Here is a 20,582-nt window from a genome sequence, read left to right on the forward strand (position 1 = left end):
AAGGATAAAGTATGACTCATCAAAAATATATCTCCATTCGCGGTGCACGTGAGCATAACCTTAAAAATATTGATCTCGATCTGCCTCGTGATAAACTCATTGTTATAACAGGACTTTCTGGATCAGGGAAATCATCCTTAGCGTTTGATACAATTTACGCTGAAGGACAACGCCGCTATGTCGAAAGCCTTTCAGCCTATGCACGCCAATTTTTGGAAGTCATGCAAAAACCCGATGTCGACCGCATAGACGGTCTCTCTCCAGCTATCTCCATTGAACAAAAAACAACCAGTCGCAATCCTCGTTCAACAGTAGGTACCGTTACTGAAATCCACGATTACATGCGTCTTCTCTTTGCACGTATTGGTATTCCTCATTCTCCTGTGACAGGGCTTCCTATTGAAAGCCAGACAGTAAGCCAAATGGTGGATCAAATTATGGCCTTACCAAAAGGAACGCGAATTTTTATTATGGCCCCTTTGGTGCGAGGACGAAAGGGAGAATATAAAAAAGAGCTAACAGAACTTTTAAAAAGAGGATTTCAACGCGCTAAAGTTGATGGCAAGTTTTATGAAATCCCTGATATTCCACCTCTGGATAAAAAATATAAACACGACATCGATGTCGTGGTAGACCGCATTGTTGTACAGAAGGATATCACCTCTCGCTTGGCTGATAGTATAGAAACCTGTTTACAGCTAGCAAATGGGCTTGCCATTGCTGAAATGGCAGACCAACCCTTAGCACAAAAAGAAACAACAAAGGAATCTGCTCATAAATCAAAAAATGATACACACAAACGGCTCATTTTTTCAGAAAAGTTTTCCTGCCCTGTATCGGGTTTTTCTATTCCTGAAATTGAACCACGCCTTTTTTCGTTCAATAATCCTTTTGGCGCCTGTCCTCTCTGCGATGGACTGGGCATAAAAAAAGCAATGGATCCACTGAAAATTGTGCCCAATAAAAATCTTACCCTCAAGAATGGCGCCATTGCCCCTTGGGCTAAGTCAGATTCACTTTACTATAAACAAACCTTAGAAGCATTAGGAAAAGCTTACGGTTTCAAACTCACAGATCAATGGTGTGAACTCTCTAATGAAGCACAACAGGCTATTCTCTACGGTACAAAAAGAGATGAAATTTCTTTTATCTATAAAAATAATTCTGGTTCGCATAAAACGACCCAACCCTTTGAAGGAATCATCCCTAATATGGAGAGACGCTGGAAAGAAACCGATTCTGCTTGGTCTCGAGAAGAAATCGAACGTTATATGTCTTCTTCGCCCTGCCCAGCTTGTCACGGTTATCGTTTAAAACCAGAGGCACTTGCTGTAAAAATAAACGGAATGCATATTGGGCAAATATCAGATCTTTCTATTCTAAAGGCAGATGATTGGTTTGCCAATGTTCATCAATATCTCACAAAAAAACAACGTAATATCGCCGTACGTATTTTAAAAGAAATTCGTGAACGCTTGGCTTTTTTAAATCATGTAGGATTGGAATATCTTACCTTGTCTCGAAATTCAGGAACGCTTTCAGGGGGAGAAAGCCAACGCATTCGGTTGGCATCCCAAATTGGTTCTGGTCTTACAGGCGTTCTTTATATTTTAGATGAACCATCTATCGGTTTACACCAACGCGATAATGAACGCCTGTTGGAAATGCTGCGCCATTTGCGTAATCTTGGCAATACAGTTATTGTTGTTGAACATGATGAAGATGCTATTCTCACAGCAGACTATGTTGTCGATATGGGGCCTGCCGCAGGCGTTCATGGTGGAGAAATCATAGCGCAAGGAACACCGCAGGAAATTATAGAAAATTCAGCCTCTCTCACAGGCCAATACCTTTCAGGAAAAATGGCTGTTAAAATGCCGACAGAGCGACGCAAAATATCAAAAACGAAAACACTTAAAATCATCGGCGCCAAAGGCAATAACCTCAAAAATATCAATGCGAATATTCCTCTTGGAACCTTCACATGCATAACTGGTGTTTCTGGAGGAGGAAAATCAACATTTCTTATTGAAACGCTTTTCAAAGCAGCATCACATCATATCATGGGCTCTCATCACAGCCCTGCCAGCTATGACAAAATTGAAGGATTAGAATTTCTTGATAAAGTCATCGATATCAACCAGTCTCCTATTGGACGCACCCCACGCTCTAATCCCGCAACCTATACAGGTGCTTTTACACCGATTCGTGAGTGGTTTGCCGATCTTCCAGAATCAAAAGCCCGCGGTTACAAAGCTGGGCGTTTTTCATTTAATGTTAAAGGAGGACGGTGCGAAGCATGTCAAGGTGATGGAGTCATCAAAATTGAAATGCACTTTTTACCTGATGTCTATGTTACTTGCGATGTCTGTAAAGGAAAACGCTATAACCGAGAAACACTAGAAATAAAATTCAAAGGACAGTCTATAGCCGATATTTTGGATATGACAATTGAAAAGGCAGAGGAATTTTTCCAAGCTATTCCCGCTATTCATAATAAAATGGAAACTCTCATTAAAGTAGGATTGGGTTACATAAAAGTAGGACAGCAAGCAACCACACTTTCTGGTGGGGAAGCACAACGTGTAAAACTTGCGAAAGAACTTTCTCGTAAAACAACGGGACGTACACTCTATATTTTGGATGAACCGACAACAGGTTTACATTTTCATGATATTTCCAAACTTCTTGAAGTGCTTCACGAACTAGTCGAGCAAGGCAACACAGTTATAGTCATTGAACATAACCTTGATGTTATAAAGACAGCCGACTGGATTATTGATTTAGGACCAGAAGGTGGAGATCGCGGTGGTGAAATTGTTGCAATTGGACGCCCTGAAGACATCATTAAGGTTCCCGCTTCCTATACGGGAAAATTTCTAAAACATGTTTTACTGCGCCCATCTCTCTATAATTCCAATTCTTAGAAACGCTTTCTATTGTAAAATACAGCATACTAACAAAGCCTGTACTTTTATTATTACCTGTAAACCAACACCTAATTCCAGTGGTGCAACACGTTTGAAGCAAAGACTAAAAACAATTTAGCGCTTTATAAGCTGTTTCAGTTGTCGTATTGCCAAATAGGAACGCGCACATAATTGCGTATTTATTCTCTGTTTTGTTTATACCTGAAACGACCAGACAACCTAAACTGGGAAGAATATGAAGTTTTAAGGGTATAAATAAATTTCTATATTTCCATTTCCTTTTAATTTATCTTTATGATTTTCCAAGGCATCCACAGCAATATCTTATAATGAAGATTGCCATTGCTTCACACTTTTATTTATCGCGTTCCTTAATGAAGATCACATTCCTCACGAAGGAACAAAACGCCCCAAACGGAATATATTTGCGTTGCCAATTCCCACATCTGTTTTAAAGAAACATTTCTCAATGCTCTCAAGCCCATTTCACAACGGCTCCTATGAATGCTATAATGATAAACTCATTATTATACACCACCATCTTTACATTTATGAATCGGCATCATCACACTCTTTTCCAATATTTGTCTTCCCTACTCCCTAATATTGTAAAGCCTTTAATTATCGAAAGCTTTCATAAAAAGCATTTTATTTCTTTTTTCAAATGTTGTTATCCACACACTCATAACTATTTATGATATATAAAAGTATCGTTTTGATTGATTGACGATAAAAAGATCTAAAATGAGAAAATCTTACGCTATTAGAGTTTCTCATTCAATGTGGAGAGCGTCTAATTATCCTTATAAGTCAAGATATTATCTAATAAAAAAGAAACAAAACTCTTTTATTATATTATTTGAATTCTGTATAAGAATTGTAAGTTTTTTTCCCAAAAAACAGTATTTGGCTGTATTCTACAAAAGAAACTCTCCTAACAGAGCATAGAGTGTCATTATTTTCGACTTTTTGTGCACAAAGTATCTGTTGGACATCTTACAGTTGTCAATATAATGTGATGCAGTCTAAAAAGACAAAATAACGTTGGAGATAATTTCAGCATGAAAAAAATTGAAGCCATTATAAAACCTTTCAAACTTGATGAAGTGAAAGAAGCGCTTCAAAAAATTGGGTTACATGGTATTACAGTAACAGAAGCGAAAGGTTTTGGTCGTCAAAGGGAACATACAGAACTTTATCGTGGTACGAAATATGTTGTTGACTTTCTACCTAAAGTAAAGATTGAAATTGTTGTGTCCGATGAAAAACTGGAACAAACTGTTGATGCAATACGTAAAGCAGCTCAAACCAAACATATAGGGGATGGAAAGATATTTGTCTTTTCCATTGATGATGCAATTCGTATAGGCACAGACGAAACCGGTATCGATGCCCTTTAATAAATAACAGGAAAATTCACTTTTTTATCCACCTCAACGCCATATTAAGGAAATTGAATATGACAACCGCATCAGATATTATCAAACAGATTACAGACAACGAAATCCGTTTTGTTGATTTACGTTTTACTGATCCACGAGGAAAATTGCATCACATTACAATGGATATCGCAGAGATCAGCGAGGATACTTTTAGTGATGGTGTCATGTTTGATGGTTCTTCAATTGCTGGTTGGAAAACAATTAATGAATCTGACATGGTTTTAATGCCAGATCCAGCAACAGCACATATTGATCCTTTTTTTGCTCAATCTACTTTGGTCATATTTTGTGATGTACTTGATCCTGTCTCTGGTGAGTTTTATCGTAGAGATCCTCGTTCTATCGCCAAAAGGGCTGAGGTGTATATGAAATCTTTAAACATTGGAGATACAATCAATGTGGGTCCAGAAGCAGAGTTTTTTATCTTTGATGATGTGCGCTATAAAACGGACCCTTACAACACAGGGTTTAAACTCGATTCAAGTGAACTTCCCTCTAATGATGATACGGAATATGAAACAGGAAATCTAGGGCATCGCCCACGAATAAAGGGAGGCTACCTTCCTGTTCCGCCGATTGATTCCTGCCAAGATATGCGTTCTGAAATGCTCACAGCACTCAAAGATATGGGTGTACAGGTCGAAAAACACCATCACGAAGTAGCAGCGGGCCAACATGAATTGGGTATTCGTTTTGATACACTTGTTCGCGAGGCTGACAAGATGCAAATTTTTAAATATGTTGTACATCAAATAGCAAACAGTTATGGGAAAACAGCAACCTTCATGCCAAAACCAGTTTTTGGTGATAACGGCTCTGGAATGCATGTCCACATTTCCATTTGGAAAGATGGCAAACCCATTTTTGCAGGAAATGAATATGCTGGACTATCAGAAACCTGTCTGTTTTTTATCGGTGGTGTTATTAAGCACGCAAAAGCAATAAATGCTTTTACCAACCCATCTACAAACTCCTATAAACGTTTGGTTCCTGGTTATGAAGCTCCTGTTCTTCTTGCCTATTCAGCACGTAATCGTTCTGCATCTTGCCGTATTCCAATGAGCTCCTCACCAAATTCAAAACGCGTAGAAGTTCGTTTTCCAGACCCAACAGCAAATCCCTATTTGGCATTTGCAGCCCTTTTAATGGCTGGTCTTGACGGTATCAAAAACAAAATTCATCCCGGACATGCTATGGATAAAGATCTTTATGATCTTCCCTTAAAGGAACTTAAAGAAATCCCTACTGTTTCAGGAAGCCTGCGTGAAGCGCTTGAAGCACTTGACAAAGATCGTGGCTTTCTTAAAGCTGGCGACGTTTTTGATGATGATCAGATTAATTCCTTCATTCAAGTAAAGATGCAAGAAGTCTTGCGTTACGAAACAACACCCCATCCTGTTGAATTTGATATGTACTATTCTGTTTAAACAATTAATACGTATTCTTTTGATTTTTAAAGTGGAGGCAAAAGCCTCCATTTTTGTGGATATTCTTCTCATGCAAAAGCGCAAGAGGCTTTTTGCTCGCCCGCTTTTCCTTTATAATGTATTGAATCTCTTCAAATGAATTAACAAAGGTTTCTAATGCCGCGAATTTGTTTTCTCGTTCCCGTTCTTTTATGCATTGTCTTTATCACATCAACAACTAAAGCACATACAATAACCAACCAAAAACTTACAACTCTTGAGAAAGCAACATCTGCTTATAGTAAAGCACTTAAAAATGCCGATGCAAATGCCATCTTAAATGCTATTCCTCCCCAAGTCATCAACCGCTTAACCGCCCAAAAAAATCTTAATCAATCACAATTTCTACAAATCATGAAAAGCCAAATAGAACGGTTGGCAGAAAGTTACAAGATTGAAACGATCAACATTGATCAAAAACAAAAACGTGAAGGTACCCTTGATAATGGTACCCCTTATTTTGTTATACCCGTGGAGCTTGTAACCACAACAAATGCTGGAAAAAAATGCTCTATTCAAACTGAAATTATTGCCCTACTTCACGATAACCAATGGTATTTTATCCGTGGTAATGACGAAGCGCTCTTAACCATAACCAATGAACTATTTCCTGGACTTGATAAAGTAAAAACCAATCCTCAAAAAGTCACAAAAATACTCTGAGCGAAAAGAATGCACGTAAATAAAAGATTTTCCCCTATAAACAAGTTGTAACAATTGTAGCAGCAGCCTTAAATTCAACTTTTTTATGAGAACGGCGTGCTATTGTTTCTTTATCCGTTCCCCATTGCTCCATCATCCAATCTTCATCTAAATAGGCAATAGACCAAGCATGATCAGCATCAATGTTTCCCGCTGCAACAGCAAGAGCAATGAGAGCAGATCCCGTTAATGTTGTCATCATATGAAGTGCAGCAAGCATATAAGCAGACTCAACTCTACGTAAATAATTACTGACTGCTTGAAGTGCTTCTGGTGATTGTTCCACATGCATCAGCCCTTCTGTCAAATAAAACCTTGCACCCAGTTTTTTTTCTGCCCAATCTAATAAAGGATCCCATTGCTCAGATTGTTTTTGCACCAACTCTTTAGGTGTTTGTGCACGATAAAAGATCATATCACATGCAACGAAACGCAATAAATCTTCAAAAACCGCCTGCATATCATCAGCGATACCATCAATAACAGTATTAACCAAACGCGTCATCGGCATTTTTGCAGGATCAACAACGTGCTTTTGGTTCTCAAATTCCTGAGCAACATATTCAGCAAACACTTCTGTTGGCACATGAAAATGACGCCTTGCGGGCGTTTTTACAGGACGTTCATCCAACAAAATCGTAAAGCCGCCCTCCTCACAAGCGATCTTCACTTGCTTATAAAACCGTTTTGGGTGTGATTGGAATGAAAGATTTTGAACCTTTTGAACAGAACTCTTCTTATTCAATGGCATATCAACATGATCCAAAATCTCACGCATATTTGTTTACCTCTGATCTTTTCAAAAAAAACGACTGTTTCTTTAGGTTCTGTAGCTTGAATAAGGTTTAATCTGACCTTCTTAACGATTCCAAAGAAGAAAAAAATCTTACCAATCTCAATCTGATTTAAGAGTTATATTTCATGTTTCTTTTACAAACAAGACAATGATGATTGCCTTTTATATATTTAATACAATCATAATAGTAAAACAATTTCTAAAAGTATTATCTTAATTAAGAAGTTAAACATATTGAGTTTTATGGCAAAGATGTTCATGCCTTACCAATTTGCTTATTATTCACCTACAATAGTATTATCAATATGAACAGATTCAAAAACGCTGCTCATCCAAAAAATGATAGAGCAGTACGGTTTACGTGTCATTCACCTTCGCTTAACCATTTCAATAATTCTCTAACATATCCAATAAATACCCTGCATAGAATTTTTCTGCTCAATTACTCCCCTAAAAGACGCTGTTTTACGGCATGATAGAATAATGAACAGACAAAATTATAATTGTAAATTTTCTTTCATATATACATTATTTTATAAAGCACTAAATTACTTAACGCATTGTTCTTGATATACTCTATCATATCACACTAATTTAAATTTAGTCGCATAATTAAAAGAATAGAGATTATGTAATCTGAAAATAATGCTTTTATCTATACACTTGGCCCTGCAGATACTAACTGTGCAGCAGCAACACAGTGGTGGCTTGACAATCACAATAAAAATATTTTGTCCACTGACTCGAGATCCCGTATTATATAATACGCAACTCTTGAAGAAGCATTTAATGAACTTGCTCAAAAAAAAGATGCTTATCTCTTAAGTTGTGCTGCTTACCCTGATTTGCATACACTCATATTTACCCGTTTAGGTGATATGCAATTATTTGACAGCTTTATCATGCCTACTCACTCTATGGTTTTAGCTAAACGCAATAACGCTGATGAAATTAAAACCATAGCGTCTCATCCTGCCCCGCAATCTCTGGTAGCTCATCAATATGACAAAGTATTTGCCAACAGCAATGCTGATGCAGCCGTTCTTTGTAAGGCTGAAAAAGCAGATGCTTGTATCACAACATCGGTTGCGGCAAATCGCTATAGGCTGAGTATTGTCGAAAATTTTGGACAAGTGCCAATGGCCTTTTTGCTCCACTCACTAAAGTCAACTCATCATGAAAAAATCTGAAGCGCTTCTTTCCATTGTTAACTTGGTTGACAAATTCCGTATGCGCCAAGAACGAGATGGGAGCATTAAAGAACCAACTTCAGCAGATAATAATATGATCAATGAATTGATCACTCTGCTGAACCACCATGCCAATATTCTTGACGGATTATCTCCAAAACTTTTAGCGACCACTTCTGATGATCTTCATCAGTGGATGATCAGCGGTTTAACGACCCCTCCTAAATTTGATAACACTTTGGCTGCTTTCAAAGCCCCATTACCAGATGCGCCCTTGTTTTTCTTGGCTCCAATGCGTGCAACAAATGGACCTGATCCAGAAGGATTCCGGCTGGAATTAGTTACAGGATATCGTCATGAAACGGCCTATCTTGCTGACGCCTCAAAATATACAAATAATTATGTATCACCTTTTCAATGTATAAAAATGGGAATAGCATCAAGAGGTTTTTTAGAAGGCAATTGCATTGTTCTATTCCCAGAATCTGTAGCAACTGCTCAAAAAATTGTTAAGCAAGCATTTGCTTTGTTTTTTTTCAGTAAATTCTTTGATATTTACAATAAGCAAACAATTGTGGAAGCTGAACGTTTACTCGGCCGTGATAGTAAATTCCTGTTCGGTCAATTGCATAGTCGAAACTTATCTAAAGAAGACATTTACGATGCTCGCTGTTTGTGGGGCTATTATCATGACTATGCACATCATACTGGACCGCGGCCATTGGATAAAAATCTATATATAAAATTAAATTGGTTCACTGGTCTTCTAGAAGAAACTAAAGTTGATTTAATTACAGTGCGTATTATGCTACAAAATCATCCAAAATTTTGGAAAGAAATAACTGAATTTGTCCTATTAGAACGCATATTCCGTTATCCAAAAGATTCTGATCAGCATATGACATTCGATGCTGGTACAGGGATCTTGCTTTTTGAAATATTGATGCGGAACAAAGCATTGATTGAAACAAATCAAGGTTATCTTCAATTTGATTTGGAGTGTCTTGAAAAAGTAATAATATTGATGATAGCAGATATAGAAGCACTTGAAGCATTAGATGATGACGCTTATTTGGCAGGAGCTAAAGATTATATCCAAAATAATCTTGGAAAACCACAGACCTCAAAGTCACGATTTAATTTTTCAACATCATCTTATGCACAGCGAGTGATTAGAGGATTAAATCATTGAGTTTTATAAAAGGACGATTACTATTATTTACTTTTGCCATTCTAGCATTGTTTTCCATAAGTTGGTTATTATCTAAGAATTTGGTTAGCAATATACCCGTCATGCATGCGGTTGGACTTAGGTTGTTTGCCACCGCTGCCACCTTATGGCTGATTGCAGTATTTCGTGAGAAAGCTGTTTTCAGATCCCTACCATTGCTTTCCATGATACCTTCTTTTTTAATTCTATCAGTATTAGGATTCTCGCTGTATTTTGTATGCAGCTTTGGTGCATTAAAATCACTCAAAGCCAGTGATTTAACCATGGTGCTCGCTACTATTCCAGGAATTACTTATATATTAGGTGCATTGACAAATGTCCTTAAATTCTCATGGCTGAAGCTTAGTGGAGTGATAATTGTCAGTGTAGCAGCTGTGGCATTCAATATAAACAATGGAGAAGGTGGATACAGCCTAATAGGAATAGCTCTTGCTTTAACAGCAGCCCTTTCTTACTCTGCTTATGGCTTATTGTCTAAACGTTATCTTAAAAATTTACCTTTGCTCACCTCACTGGCTTGGATCACGACAATTTCTGCAGCATCATTTATGCCATTATTTATTTTTGATCCTGCCCCACTCTTATATCTTAAGTTAGAAGATATATTTAAAATATTGATTTTAGGAACTGTTTGCTCGGCACCAGTTTACGTATTATACCAAAAAGTTTTAGCCGAAGGAGGCGTATTATACGCCAACACTATCGGCGTATTATCCCCTTTTGCAGTGATTGCATGTGAATGGATAATCGGCTCGAGCCCTTCTCTCAATATGATCAAAATAATTGCTATGATTGTAGTTGTTATAGGGATGACACTCTTATTTATAGATGCATCAAAGGTATCTACATGGCAACATAAACGCCATTCTCAAAACTCCAAATTTAATGAGGAAACAAAATGAAAAAACTCGCGTTAGTTTGCCAGCGCAATGCAAAATTACCATTTATATTTGAAGCAGCACAAGCAGCTAATATCGAATTAGTAATGATCTATGATACCGCTGAAAGCGTTCCCTCTCAACACCCCGCAGCAGTAACTTCAACTTGGCAACTTCCTGTTTTTGATAACCCAGAGGCAGCTCTAGACACTTTTGCAACGGAAGCAAAAGAACGCAATATTTCTGGGGTTATGACCCTTCGCGAAGAAGCCATCCTATGGACAGCTTTGGCTGCAAAAAAAATCAATACTCCAAGTATTGAACCAGAAGTAGCAGCATTAACCAGAAATAAATATCTCATGCGTCAAGCTTTCGCTAAAGCAGGCTTAAGAACACCAGGATTCTTTTATATAGATCATCCAGAAGACCTATCACAAACACAAGCCTTGGATTATCCACTCGTTATTAAACCCGTCTCTGGATGGGCAAGTACAGGCGTAATGTTAGCTAAAAATTCCGCCGAACTTCCTGATCTCATTAAAGCCGTATGGAATGTTCAGCATAAAGACATGGCACGTTTTAATGATAAAAATAAACCTGTAGGTTTAGTAGTAGAACAGTATTTGCCAGGAAAAGAGTTTGTCGTAGAATGCTTTGTTGATACAGCAGGTGTACACGTTCTGGCCATTGGAGACAAGGGACAGCCTGAGGGACCATGGTTTGAAGAAACAATTTATCGTCAACGCTGTGATATAGATGATCCTTTAATTATTGCTTTATGTGAGGCTGCATGCTCTGGAGTTAAAGCTCTTGGTATAAATATAGGTGCTGCCCATGTAGAGCTACGCCTAGATGCTCATAATTTACCTTATATCATTGAGATTGGCGCTCGTATAGGTGGATCGGGTGTCTCCCATTTTATTGTTGAGCAAGGTACAGGGATTTCATTTGCAAAACTATGTATGAATGCCGCTTTAGCTGAACAAACCCCAGACCTTCCCGATATACTCCCAACTGAAAAAGTGGCGGCAAATTATATTATTCCTCTTCATGGGTATGGACGGTTTTCTGGATTTTCAGGTCTAGATAAGGTTGCACAGCATCCTCAAACCGCCAGAACTATCATTTTTTTTGAAACCAATCACATTTCACCACCTCCACCAGCATTTGGTGGATATCCTGGTTTTATTTTCTCTGTTCATAACTCAAACGAAGAAGCACGCAATTACCATAAATGGCTCGATGATACCTTAAGCATCATATGGCAAAATACTGATTTATAATGATAATTTATCGTTATTCATATTGAATGAGAACGCCGATATCGTAGGATTTTCTCATTTTAAATCTGTTTATCAGATGAACAAATTTTTTAAAGCATTTGAAAAATGCTATAGTAGATAAAAATAAATCAACACGATATTTTCATATTTATTAAAACACATGATATCATTATTAAAAGAAGCAACTAAAATTCTGCACAAACAATGGTTTTAATTCCGATAGTAGAACAAGACTTTGAAAATAACATTTATTATTTTTTTAAAAGATTTATTAAAAATGATAGCGCAAACCACCAGAAAAATGAACTCCAGAAAAACCAGCCTTGGTTAACCTATGCTGATAGCTAAGATCACTGTAAAGTGTAACTTTAGAAGAAAACTGCGCATTGATACCCAAACCTGTTTCTAAGGAAGAACCGAAAGCACTCAACTGAAAAACATCTTTAAAATGAACAAATTGTTCTTTACCAAAACAATGAGCAAGATGAATATTGCCATAAAAAGAAGTGATACGATCCTTATCAGAGGCTGTAAATGTTTTACTTAAACGCCCACCAACACGCACAAACCATTGACTCATTTTTTTCATATCAACATCAAATCCATCAATATCACGAAACTTATCAAATTGAAGATGTTGATAAATAAGCTGAAGTTGCGGATCAAAAATAAGATCTTTATATCCTGTCATAAACGTTTTACCAGCAGAAAACGAAACGTTCAAAGGATTTGCTTTTAATGTCGCCGTCTTACCCCAAACATGGCTACGCACATCCCCTTTAAACAAACCATAAGATAAAAGACCATCTATATAAAAACCAGTTTTGTGTTCCACACTACCGTATGACGTAAATGACCATTTATTAAACGTACTCTTTTGGCTTCGTTCCACGTTACGAGGTTGTAAAGAAAGCTTTCCATAGGTTCCCATAATCCCAAAAGATGTCGTACTATATGCGCTCTCTATTGTTTTGAGCAAAATATCTGTTTTTATAGCGTTATAATCAATATGACCATCGTACCCATATTTAAGTATAGAAAGATCTGAGACATAACGATAACTCCCACCATAACCGTGAACAGATAAAGCAAAGTTCCCTTCAACTTTTAATAATTTACGAGGAATAGACCGCGTAGCTTGCAACTGCTTTTGTTGATGACCAATATCCATGAGCCCAACATGAAATAAAGCATTTGGTAACAAAAGATAAGTTGGAACTTGTGGAACAACCTCTCTGACCTTTAACTCGGAAGGGGGAATAGCAGACACCTCTAAAGCAGGCTGAATATATTTACTTTCAAGGCGAAAATCCCAAAAATCTCCATCTCCTTCAACCAATCTTTGAGAAGTTTGTGCATTTCCAAGAGCAGAAGCTGGACCATAAGCATGAAGATAATATTGGTAAGGCAAACCCTCTAATGCGATATAAGCACGATTTAACTGAAAAGAATCCTCTGCCGCTTTTCCAGAAACCTGAATAAGTGAAATACTATGAGCATTTTCACCGGTTGCTATCTCACCCTGATTTCCTGCAACAAATTGCACATAAACTGTTGTTTTTCCAGAAACATCACCATGTATTAAAAGCCGATCAGTTTTTTTATTATCGAGCAAACCATCACTACTGAGATGCGTATTGAGATAAATATCTGCCCTATCTTGCGCACTATAAACTTCTTTTTCTCCCTTCCCAATATGAAGTGTCTGATACTCCTGAAACATTGGAGTCTCAAAAGCAATAAAACTATCAGAAACTTTCACAAATGAAATAGACGAACTTGTACGGTTTGCAACTTGCAAATCGATCTCTCTTCTTTTTGTCAAAAACCATTTTGATCCCCCTGTTAAATAAAGCTCAGCAATAGAATCATCGGCAACACGAGTCCCTCCTATCAATGAAGAAGAATTAGCCAAAATCGCTACACTCCCCCCCTTTTCAACTGTTAATAATAAGTCACCAAAAATTTTTGTACCTTCTGTTACTCCAATATAACTACGACTGTTATTACTATGAACAGCTGTCCCATCTGGAACCTCAAAAATCGTCCTTTTCAAAAAGACAAGCCCCTGTTCATACGCATCATTTTCCCCATCCCTCTCAAAATACATACCATGTTTGTTACCTATTGCTTTAATTGTTGAATCTTCAATATTAACCCGCGAAATTAAAATATTTCCTTCCCTGCCGTTATTGGATGGCGTGTTAGAATCTTGTCCAACTGTTAAAACATGAACATCCGTAGAAATAATATTCGTATTTTTTACATAAACAGAACCCTGATGTTTTACATTGAAAACTGTATGTGTACTTTTTTCATTTGTATTTTCTTTGTCTTCTGTTTTTTGATATTTTGAAGCAATGGTAACACCATCTAAAGTCGCACTCCCCCCTCTCCCTACATAAAGCGCAGCAGCATCATTCACATCAATAAATCCACTTTTCATCTGAATACCCGCATCAGCACTAACGAAAAGAGCACTCTCTTGACCGATACCCAAACCTTCCACTTTAATTTTTGTATTCGTTAACGTAACAGATGCTCCTCGCTTCTCTGCATAAGCAGCAATCTGAGAAGCCTCAATTGTTCCACGATTAACCTCAATCATTCCACTATCAGCTTTAAGACCTATTGATACATTTTTAAAAGCTGAATCGCTCAAAACAATTTTTCCCCCTCGTGATACAAAAACACCATAAATATCTTCTATACCCGCAGTAGCTTCAACCTCTACACGCGTTGCCTGAATAACTGTATTTGGCTCCTGCACTACTATAGCAGCAGGTAACATGAGAGAACGACCCTCCCCATTCTTTTCTTTAACAGGCGCCGTGAATTTATATACTTTATCACTAATTGTATGCTTTGAACCATCACTGCATCCGTAAGGTAATTTGTTTTCATCACATGACAGTGATGTATATGAATGAGAATGTGCCTCAATATTTATATTTAACAAAAAAGAAAAAATAGCTGCTGTAAAAAAGCACGAATACAAGTGATTGTTAGATACCTTGACTATCATTGTTTCTCAAAACTTTCTTTTTTCAACAAAAACAAAAAATGCTGGAAAAAAAATAAACCACAAATTAAACACAATAAGAACAAAACAAACAAAATTATTTTATTTTTTTTATGATAAAATCATAGCATTCAATAATATGTTTTGTGTTTTATGTAAAGAAAGAACAAAAAGTTTAAAAATACCATTTAGGAGGACAATCCCTTTAAAGAAGGCATCTCAAAAACCGCTGAAAACTGTAATTACAAAAGGCCCAAAAACCAATCTTAAAAAAACGTGAAAAAATGCGAATTTTGAAGAGATATAATATTCAATTTATCTCACCACAAAAAAATAAAAATACAACAACATGAGAATAACTTTTAAGATTAAACGATTAAAACGTTTTAATAAAACACAGCACAAAAAGATACAATATACGAAATCTATAACCGCATCATCTCTTCAACCACAACAAAAAAACAAGAAATTGCACACTAATGTATAAGCTAATGTACACAATTTCTATATTAAAAATGTTAAATATCTAACAAAGAAATTTGAATAAATAAAAAACTTCTCCTAATACCCTATCATCAATGATTTGAATTAATAAATGTAATATTTTAGATCTTTTGATAAAATCTAAAATACAGTAAAACACTCACCATTCTGAACTTAAAAAACACCAAAATAAAATTTCATCAAAATTAGCTCTATGAAAGCTATCTGTTTATTATCGTTAAAGCAGATATTTTAGCAAAGCTATTATTTGCCATTCTTTATATTGAATAAATTTCTCTAAACAACAACCCACTATCCTCCGCTAGCATCATCTGACCACAACACTATTGCCAATCTCGTAGCTGATGAATATAACTACATTGGAGACAAAAGAGCTATATTTCTCTCTTCTCCCGTTTAATATTTTTATTTAATTATTGCTTTAAAAATCAACGTTCTACTGTTGATGATCACTTGTACAAAGCTTTTTTTATTTTCTGGCGCTTTTTATCATTTTCAAAACGTAACATCAAATCTCGCTCTTGTTTTGTCGAATTGGTTACACCAAAAGTATCATTGTCCATAACCTGCTGATACCCTGCTACCATTAAATTGACTAAAAATGAATCACTTCGCGGCGTTGATGAAAAATAGATTCCCTTTGAATCTTGTAATTTGTACCGATAACCTGCTTTAGTCATGCACTCATAAACTGCTGCAAAATCACTTGCACGCGAATCCATATTTTTAGAAGAAGCGTAGATTGGTTTCCAACCACATTTTGACAGTGCTTGTTGGACCATAGACTTACTGACACCAGACTTTTCCCATAATTCTAACGTCGATGGGGGAGGTTTGCTAATACACCCAGCAGAGCTTAATAAAATTATAGCACTCAATAATTTCAATGTTTTTTTCATTTCCCCCTCCGTCAATATTTACGATAGAAAGACTGATAAGTCTTCTAATATTTACTCACACGCAAGATGACTTTTGTTAGCATATAGATATTGAAGAAACAATCCCACCCCCCCATGGAAAAACAAGAATGTAAGGATTTTTGATTACAGCAGCCTCAATACTTAAGGTTGACATTCAGGTTGTTCTTTATGCTCTTGACAATGAGGACTATTCAAACGCCTCTCTACACTTCGCTGAGGAATAACTGCATCAGGCTGACAAATTGGAAGATTTTTATATTTCTCACACCACTTCATTCTTCCCAATTTATCTTGGAAACCTGCTTGGATCATACATGCATTCACAGACTCCTCAGCATTGAATTTCTCATCCGTACTTGTTTCTGTATCAAGACGACCATCAAGATGCTGTATTCCACATTCTAACAAAGCTTTTTTGATCTCAAGCTGATCAGTACCGGATTTTTCCCATGCATCTACAGCTGTTCGAGAAGGCTGCTCAGGGTAGCATCCAGCCATAACAAATAAGGTTATCCCGCTTAATAATTTTAAAATCTGCTTCATTTTCCTATCCTTGAGTAATTTTGATATTACGAAACAATCTATAAATTATTTTACATGCTGTTTTTTATTTCCAAAACAATGATGAACATTATCAACCTATATTATTTTATCTTTCCGAAGATTATGCCATAATTATTATATCAAAAATACGGTAAAATTATTACTAAAATCATATATCTATCAACGATATGCTTATAATTATTATCAATATTTTGATTACAACCAAAATAGATATTTTATATTATTGCGCCAACAGTTGTGGTACCCATAAATAAATAGCATTGACATGCTGAATTAAGCCCCCCGCGTACGGGTATGAGAAACATGAAGGTAGGGATTGTGATCGTCACAAACAGCAAGACTTAAGGTTTGCATTCAGGTGCGTTTTTATATTTTTTACAAAAAGGGCTGTTTAAGCGCTTCTTGACACTGCGCCTCGGGATGACAGCGCCCGGACGACAAATGGGCAAGTTTTCGGCTCTAAAAGTATAACATGGCCCACCCGCTCTTGCTACCTCTTCATCTTTATAGCGGAAACCTGATTGAAGCATGCAAGCATAAGTTGTTGCTTTTGCATTGACGCTCTGCTTTCTGTTTTCTGGATCGACATCATAAGGAGTTGGCATACCACATTCTAATAATGCTTTTCCTATTTCAGTAAAATCTGCTCCTGGCTTTTCCCAAGCACTCAAATACCCTCCAGGAGTTTTATTAAACTGACATCCAGCGATACTTAACAGAACTATTATACTCAATAATTTTAAGCTTTGTTTCATTTTTTCCTCCTTAAAGGGACTTGTACTCGATTGAATGAGCCATGAACATACCGACATGCTTGGCTCGCATCTCCAAGGCAAGTATGGGGATTTATGGGATTTGTAGCCACTCTCTACCATTCTATCCAAACGTTACTGCCAGCAGGTATCGTCTCGTAGGTATAGCCATTACCGCTAATAATTCTGCTTACAAAGTCAAATCTATTCCCATCAAAACCTGTTTCACGCGTCTGTGAATGGCTGCTATGATGGTCTGTCATGCCAACAATCGTCATACTTTCTCCCATTACATTGATATCTTGATCGGAAATCAGATGAGAAGCAATAATCGTAGCATCTCATTGTACATCCATATCAACATTGCCTGTTGCCTCAAGGATAGAGAGAATTGTTGTTGTGTGTGTTTCAGAGCTATTGGAAGATTTCTCGTGTAAAAAGCCATTTTCCGATGATTGTTTTTGCTAGTCGTAGTGTTCTTGAGCGCCTTTTATGGTAATATTGAATAATTTTGCACCGAAATACAGTTGCGGAGTGCATTTTGTCCGCCTCCACTTGTAATAAAAATTACTCTTGTATCAATATTAAAAAAATAAGTTTGATCCTTCCTCTTGTGAGAACAATAACAATAAGAATCGTAAAACTGTCACACGTTCATTGTTCTCTTTAATTTACTCTTCTATGAGATTTTATTGTAATACCTTGCTGCTGTTTATTAAAGTTTTTGTAAAAACAATGATACAATGCCTCATGTAACTTTGTTATCCACTATTTTCTACCAACGCCAATCCTCTTTGAGAAAAAATACATAAAGAACTTTATCTTCGCTTCTAAAAGCAATAGTAATTTTCTAAACAACAAAATTTAAACAACCAATTTTTTAAAGAGCTTAAAAAACAATTCTTACAATAACTTCTCTTGTGAAACAGAACTTCATTAATACGTTTAGAAAAAGATATCTGCCTATAATCATGTATCTGGTAAAATCTATTTGCACTGTTAGGCATTTTAACCTGAAAGACTTATATTGATGGCACAGCTCACCATCAAAAAAACGCCTAATATTTATATGATTTTGTCGTTACCGTAAGCAATGGCTCACAAAAACTTCCAAAGCAAAATAATAACGAGCAGATTTTTTCAATCTAGATTGTTCTAACCTTTAGAGAAAACAATCAAACACCTGTTCTCCTGATGACATCAGCTATTTGTTTTGAGTTTTTTCTCTATTCACATTTTATTCAGCTTCTTTTGCTTAAAATTATAAAGTTTAAGTGCATAGAAACAAATAACAAGCCAAGCAATCCAAATAACACCTATAATTAAAACTGGTCGTGTCTCATCAAAATACCATAGGAGAATAAAAATAAAAACCATAAATAAAATAGAAAAAATCGATCCTATTGGCCAAAATGGAATGGGAAATTTTAAACCATTCTGAGCTTCTTTAGGCATCTTAATTCGCATAAAAAATTGTGAAAGTAGAATCATCATCCAAACAAAAACTGTCGCAAATGTTGCCATTGCAGCAATAAGAAAAAAAAGCTTTTCATGATAAAAATAATTAAGGACAGCACCAAGAAGAAAAATACCGAAGATCATCAAAATAACAAAAACTGGTATACCGTTTTTTGATAAATATTGAAACTTTTTTAAAGCATAACCTTCCTGCGATAAACCATGGATCATACGACAAGCACCATACATTCCACTATTCATTGCTGAAATAGCCGCTGTAACAACAACAATATTTAAAATATTTGCTGCATATGAAATCCCAAGATTTTCAAAAATGGATACAAAAGGGCTATCCATGAGACCAATCTCATTCCAAGGATAAAGAGACATTAAAATAGCTAACGTCATGACGTAAAAAAGCAAAATACGAACTGGAGTAGAATTAATTGCCTTTGAAATCGTTTGATGAGGGTTTTGAACTTCCATAACTGCCATGCCAATGATTTCTATGCCACCAAAAGCAAAAACAACAACACTAAAGCAAGCTAAAAAACCAAACCAACCATTGGGAAAAAGTCCACCATTTTTCCATAAATTATGAACAGTAACGGTAGAAAAATCTGCACCTTCACCCCACCCCCAAAAAATAATTGCTATTCCTAAAATAATCATCGCAATGATAGCGATAACTTTAATAGAAGATAGCCAAAACTCTAGTTCACCATAGACTTCTACAGCCGCTAAATTAATACCTGTGATGATTAATGTAATACTCAGTGCCCATACCCAAGGAGCAACATCAGGATACCAAAACCCCATATAAGTCGCAAAAGCTGTAATATCAGCCAAACCAACAAGAATCATCTCAAATACATATGTCCATCCCGTTAAAAAACCTGCTAATGGTGATATGTAATTTGCCGCATAACGAGCAAAAGAACCAGGCAATGGATTATGAAGTATCATCTCTCCTAGAGCCCGCATAACCATAAAAATAGCTAAACCAGCAATACAATAGGCAATCAAAACACTGGGACCCGCAAGCTTAATTGCCTGTGCAGACCCATAAAAAAGACCTGTTCCAATAGCAGAACCAAGAGCTAAAAAAATAACTTGGCGCTTACTCATCCCTCTTTTCAGTTCATTTATTGCCATTTCTTTCCTTACTTTTTGAAATGCTGACAATCCACACCACGATAACAGCTCTATGAGAAATAAAGCCTCATGTTTCTTTCACAAATATATTTCAAAAAACATCGAAGACCAGCCAGTCCAACACTTTGCTCTAAACAATGAAAAAATACTTTTATTGCGAATTATTCAGCTTTTATAGCCTACAATTTCGTATTATTTTATTCAAATAAAGTGATAATGAATTTTTTCATAATTGTCATTTAATTCATTTCGTATTCTCTAGTTTTTTACAGAGAAAATTAACCTTAAT

Annotated in this window: 15 protein-coding genes; 8 read left to right on the plus strand and 7 right to left on the minus strand. The window is 36.3% G+C overall.

The genetic code is table 11. The features are described 5' to 3' along the window. The first annotated feature begins 11 nt into the window (after positions 1 to 11). The 4 genes from uvrA (at position 12) to ACFIMC_RS02645 (ending at position 6,501) form a co-directional block, all read left to right on the plus strand. Positions 12 to 2,927, plus strand: coding sequence for an excinuclease ABC subunit UvrA (uvrA, locus tag ACFIMC_RS02630; protein ID WP_375671860.1), 2,916 nt, complete (start codon positions 12 to 14; stop codon positions 2,925 to 2,927). Between the two features lie 1,064 nt (positions 2,928 to 3,991). Then, positions 3,992 to 4,330 carry a P-II family nitrogen regulator gene (locus ACFIMC_RS02635; protein ID WP_015856528.1) on the plus strand — a complete coding sequence of 113 codons (339 nt, stop codon included), beginning with the start codon at positions 3,992 to 3,994 and terminating at the stop codon, positions 4,328 to 4,330. Positions 4,331 to 4,389: 59 nt separating this feature from the next. Continuing rightward, positions 4,390 to 5,799, plus strand: coding sequence for a type I glutamate--ammonia ligase (glnA, locus tag ACFIMC_RS02640; protein WP_375611514.1), 1,410 nt, complete (start codon positions 4,390 to 4,392; stop codon positions 5,797 to 5,799). A gap of 156 nt (positions 5,800 to 5,955) precedes the next feature. Then, complete coding sequence (locus tag ACFIMC_RS02645; RefSeq protein ID WP_375629043.1) at positions 5,956 to 6,501, plus strand: hypothetical protein; 546 nt, start codon at positions 5,956 to 5,958, stop codon at positions 6,499 to 6,501. 34 nt (positions 6,502 to 6,535) lie between these two features. On the opposite strand, the gene ACFIMC_RS02650 is transcribed toward ACFIMC_RS02645, so the two are convergent. Beyond that, a complete protein-coding gene (locus ACFIMC_RS02650; protein WP_375629042.1) occupies positions 6,536 to 7,318 on the minus strand; it encodes an ATP12 family chaperone protein in 783 nt (260 codons plus the stop codon). 896 nt (positions 7,319 to 8,214) lie between these two features. On the opposite strand from ACFIMC_RS02650, the gene ACFIMC_RS02655 reads away from it, so the two are divergent. The 4 genes from ACFIMC_RS02655 to ACFIMC_RS02670 are packed head-to-tail and all read left to right on the plus strand — an operon-like array spanning position 8,215 to position 11,918. Then, positions 8,215 to 8,526: a prephenate dehydratase domain-containing protein gene (locus ACFIMC_RS02655; protein ID WP_375611511.1), complete on the plus strand. Its 312-nt coding sequence runs from the start codon at positions 8,215 to 8,217 to the stop codon at positions 8,524 to 8,526. Continuing rightward, entirely contained in the window at positions 8,513 to 9,718 is a 1,206-nt protein-coding gene (locus tag ACFIMC_RS02660) for a DUF6421 family protein (RefSeq protein ID WP_375680836.1), read from the plus strand. Before ACFIMC_RS02655 ends, ACFIMC_RS02660 begins: the two co-directional genes overlap by 14 nt. Further along, positions 9,715 to 10,659, plus strand: a complete 945-nt coding sequence (locus tag ACFIMC_RS02665; protein ID WP_375671857.1) for a DMT family transporter — start codon at positions 9,715 to 9,717, stop codon at positions 10,657 to 10,659. Before ACFIMC_RS02660 ends, ACFIMC_RS02665 begins: the two co-directional genes overlap by 4 nt. Beyond that, positions 10,656 to 11,918, plus strand: coding sequence for an acetyl-CoA carboxylase biotin carboxylase subunit family protein (locus ACFIMC_RS02670; RefSeq protein WP_375671856.1), 1,263 nt, complete (start codon positions 10,656 to 10,658; stop codon positions 11,916 to 11,918). Before ACFIMC_RS02665 ends, ACFIMC_RS02670 begins: the two co-directional genes overlap by 4 nt. Positions 11,919 to 12,189: 271 nt before the next feature. On the opposite strand, the gene ACFIMC_RS02675 is transcribed toward ACFIMC_RS02670, so the two are convergent. The 6 genes from ACFIMC_RS02675 to ACFIMC_RS02700 form a co-directional block, all read right to left on the minus strand. After that, a complete protein-coding gene (locus ACFIMC_RS02675) occupies positions 12,190 to 14,943 on the minus strand; it encodes an autotransporter outer membrane beta-barrel domain-containing protein (RefSeq protein WP_375680837.1) in 2,754 nt (917 codons plus the stop codon). Between the two features lie 950 nt (positions 14,944 to 15,893). Next, on the minus strand, positions 15,894 to 16,343 hold the full coding sequence (locus tag ACFIMC_RS02680; RefSeq protein WP_375633849.1) for a hypothetical protein: 450 nt from the start codon (positions 16,341 to 16,343) through the stop codon (positions 15,894 to 15,896). Positions 16,344 to 16,505: 162 nt separating this feature from the next. Then, entirely contained in the window at positions 16,506 to 16,907 is a 402-nt protein-coding gene (locus ACFIMC_RS02685) for a hypothetical protein (protein ID WP_375633850.1), read from the minus strand. Positions 16,908 to 17,269: 362 nt separating this feature from the next. Continuing rightward, a complete protein-coding gene (locus tag ACFIMC_RS02690; RefSeq protein WP_375633852.1) occupies positions 17,270 to 17,683 on the minus strand; it encodes a hypothetical protein in 414 nt (137 codons plus the stop codon). 113 nt (positions 17,684 to 17,796) lie between these two features. Further along, positions 17,797 to 17,958 carry a hypothetical protein gene (locus tag ACFIMC_RS02695; RefSeq protein WP_375617748.1) on the minus strand — a complete coding sequence of 54 codons (162 nt, stop codon included), beginning with the start codon at positions 17,956 to 17,958 and terminating at the stop codon, positions 17,797 to 17,799. Positions 17,959 to 18,910: 952 nt separating this feature from the next. Continuing rightward, on the minus strand, positions 18,911 to 20,293 hold the full coding sequence (locus ACFIMC_RS02700; protein ID WP_375613124.1) for an amino acid permease: 1,383 nt from the start codon (positions 20,291 to 20,293) through the stop codon (positions 18,911 to 18,913). Between the last annotated feature and the right edge of the window lie 289 nt (positions 20,294 to 20,582).

This window comes from Bartonella sp. AP21QHHD (genome assembly GCF_042196205.1).
Lineage (GTDB): Bacteria > Pseudomonadota > Alphaproteobacteria > Rhizobiales > Rhizobiaceae > Bartonella.

Bases quoted from the DNA above. Each gene is read 5' to 3' on its own strand.
- ACFIMC_RS02690 (WP_375633852.1), bottom strand. From the start codon at position 17,683: ATGAAACAAAGCTTAAAATTATTGAGTATAATAGTTCTGTTAAGTATC.
- ACFIMC_RS02650 (WP_375629042.1), bottom strand. From the start codon at position 7,318: ATGCGTGAGATTTTGGATCATGTTGATATGCCATTGAATAAGAAGAGT.
- glnA (WP_375611514.1), top strand. From the start codon at position 4,390: ATGACAACCGCATCAGATATTATCAAACAGATTACAGACAACGAAATC.
- ACFIMC_RS02680 (WP_375633849.1), bottom strand. From the start codon at position 16,343: ATGAAAAAAACATTGAAATTATTGAGTGCTATAATTTTATTAAGCTCT.
- ACFIMC_RS02635 (WP_015856528.1), top strand. From the start codon at position 3,992: ATGAAAAAAATTGAAGCCATTATAAAACCTTTCAAACTTGATGAAGTG.
- ACFIMC_RS02685 (WP_375633850.1), bottom strand. From the start codon at position 16,907: ATGAAGCAGATTTTAAAATTATTAAGCGGGATAACCTTATTTGTTATG.
- ACFIMC_RS02700 (WP_375613124.1), bottom strand. From the start codon at position 20,293: ATGGCAATAAATGAACTGAAAAGAGGGATGAGTAAGCGCCAAGTTATT.
- ACFIMC_RS02660 (WP_375680836.1), top strand. From the start codon at position 8,513: ATGAAAAAATCTGAAGCGCTTCTTTCCATTGTTAACTTGGTTGACAAA.
- ACFIMC_RS02655 (WP_375611511.1), top strand. From the start codon at position 8,215: ATGCAATTATTTGACAGCTTTATCATGCCTACTCACTCTATGGTTTTA.
- uvrA (WP_375671860.1), top strand. From the start codon at position 12: ATGACTCATCAAAAATATATCTCCATTCGCGGTGCACGTGAGCATAAC.
- ACFIMC_RS02695 (WP_375617748.1), bottom strand. From the start codon at position 17,958: ATGACGATTGTTGGCATGACAGACCATCATAGCAGCCATTCACAGACG.
- ACFIMC_RS02645 (WP_375629043.1), top strand. From the start codon at position 5,956: ATGCCGCGAATTTGTTTTCTCGTTCCCGTTCTTTTATGCATTGTCTTT.
- ACFIMC_RS02675 (WP_375680837.1), bottom strand. From the start codon at position 14,943: ATGATAGTCAAGGTATCTAACAATCACTTGTATTCGTGCTTTTTTACA.
- ACFIMC_RS02670 (WP_375671856.1), top strand. From the start codon at position 10,656: ATGAAAAAACTCGCGTTAGTTTGCCAGCGCAATGCAAAATTACCATTT.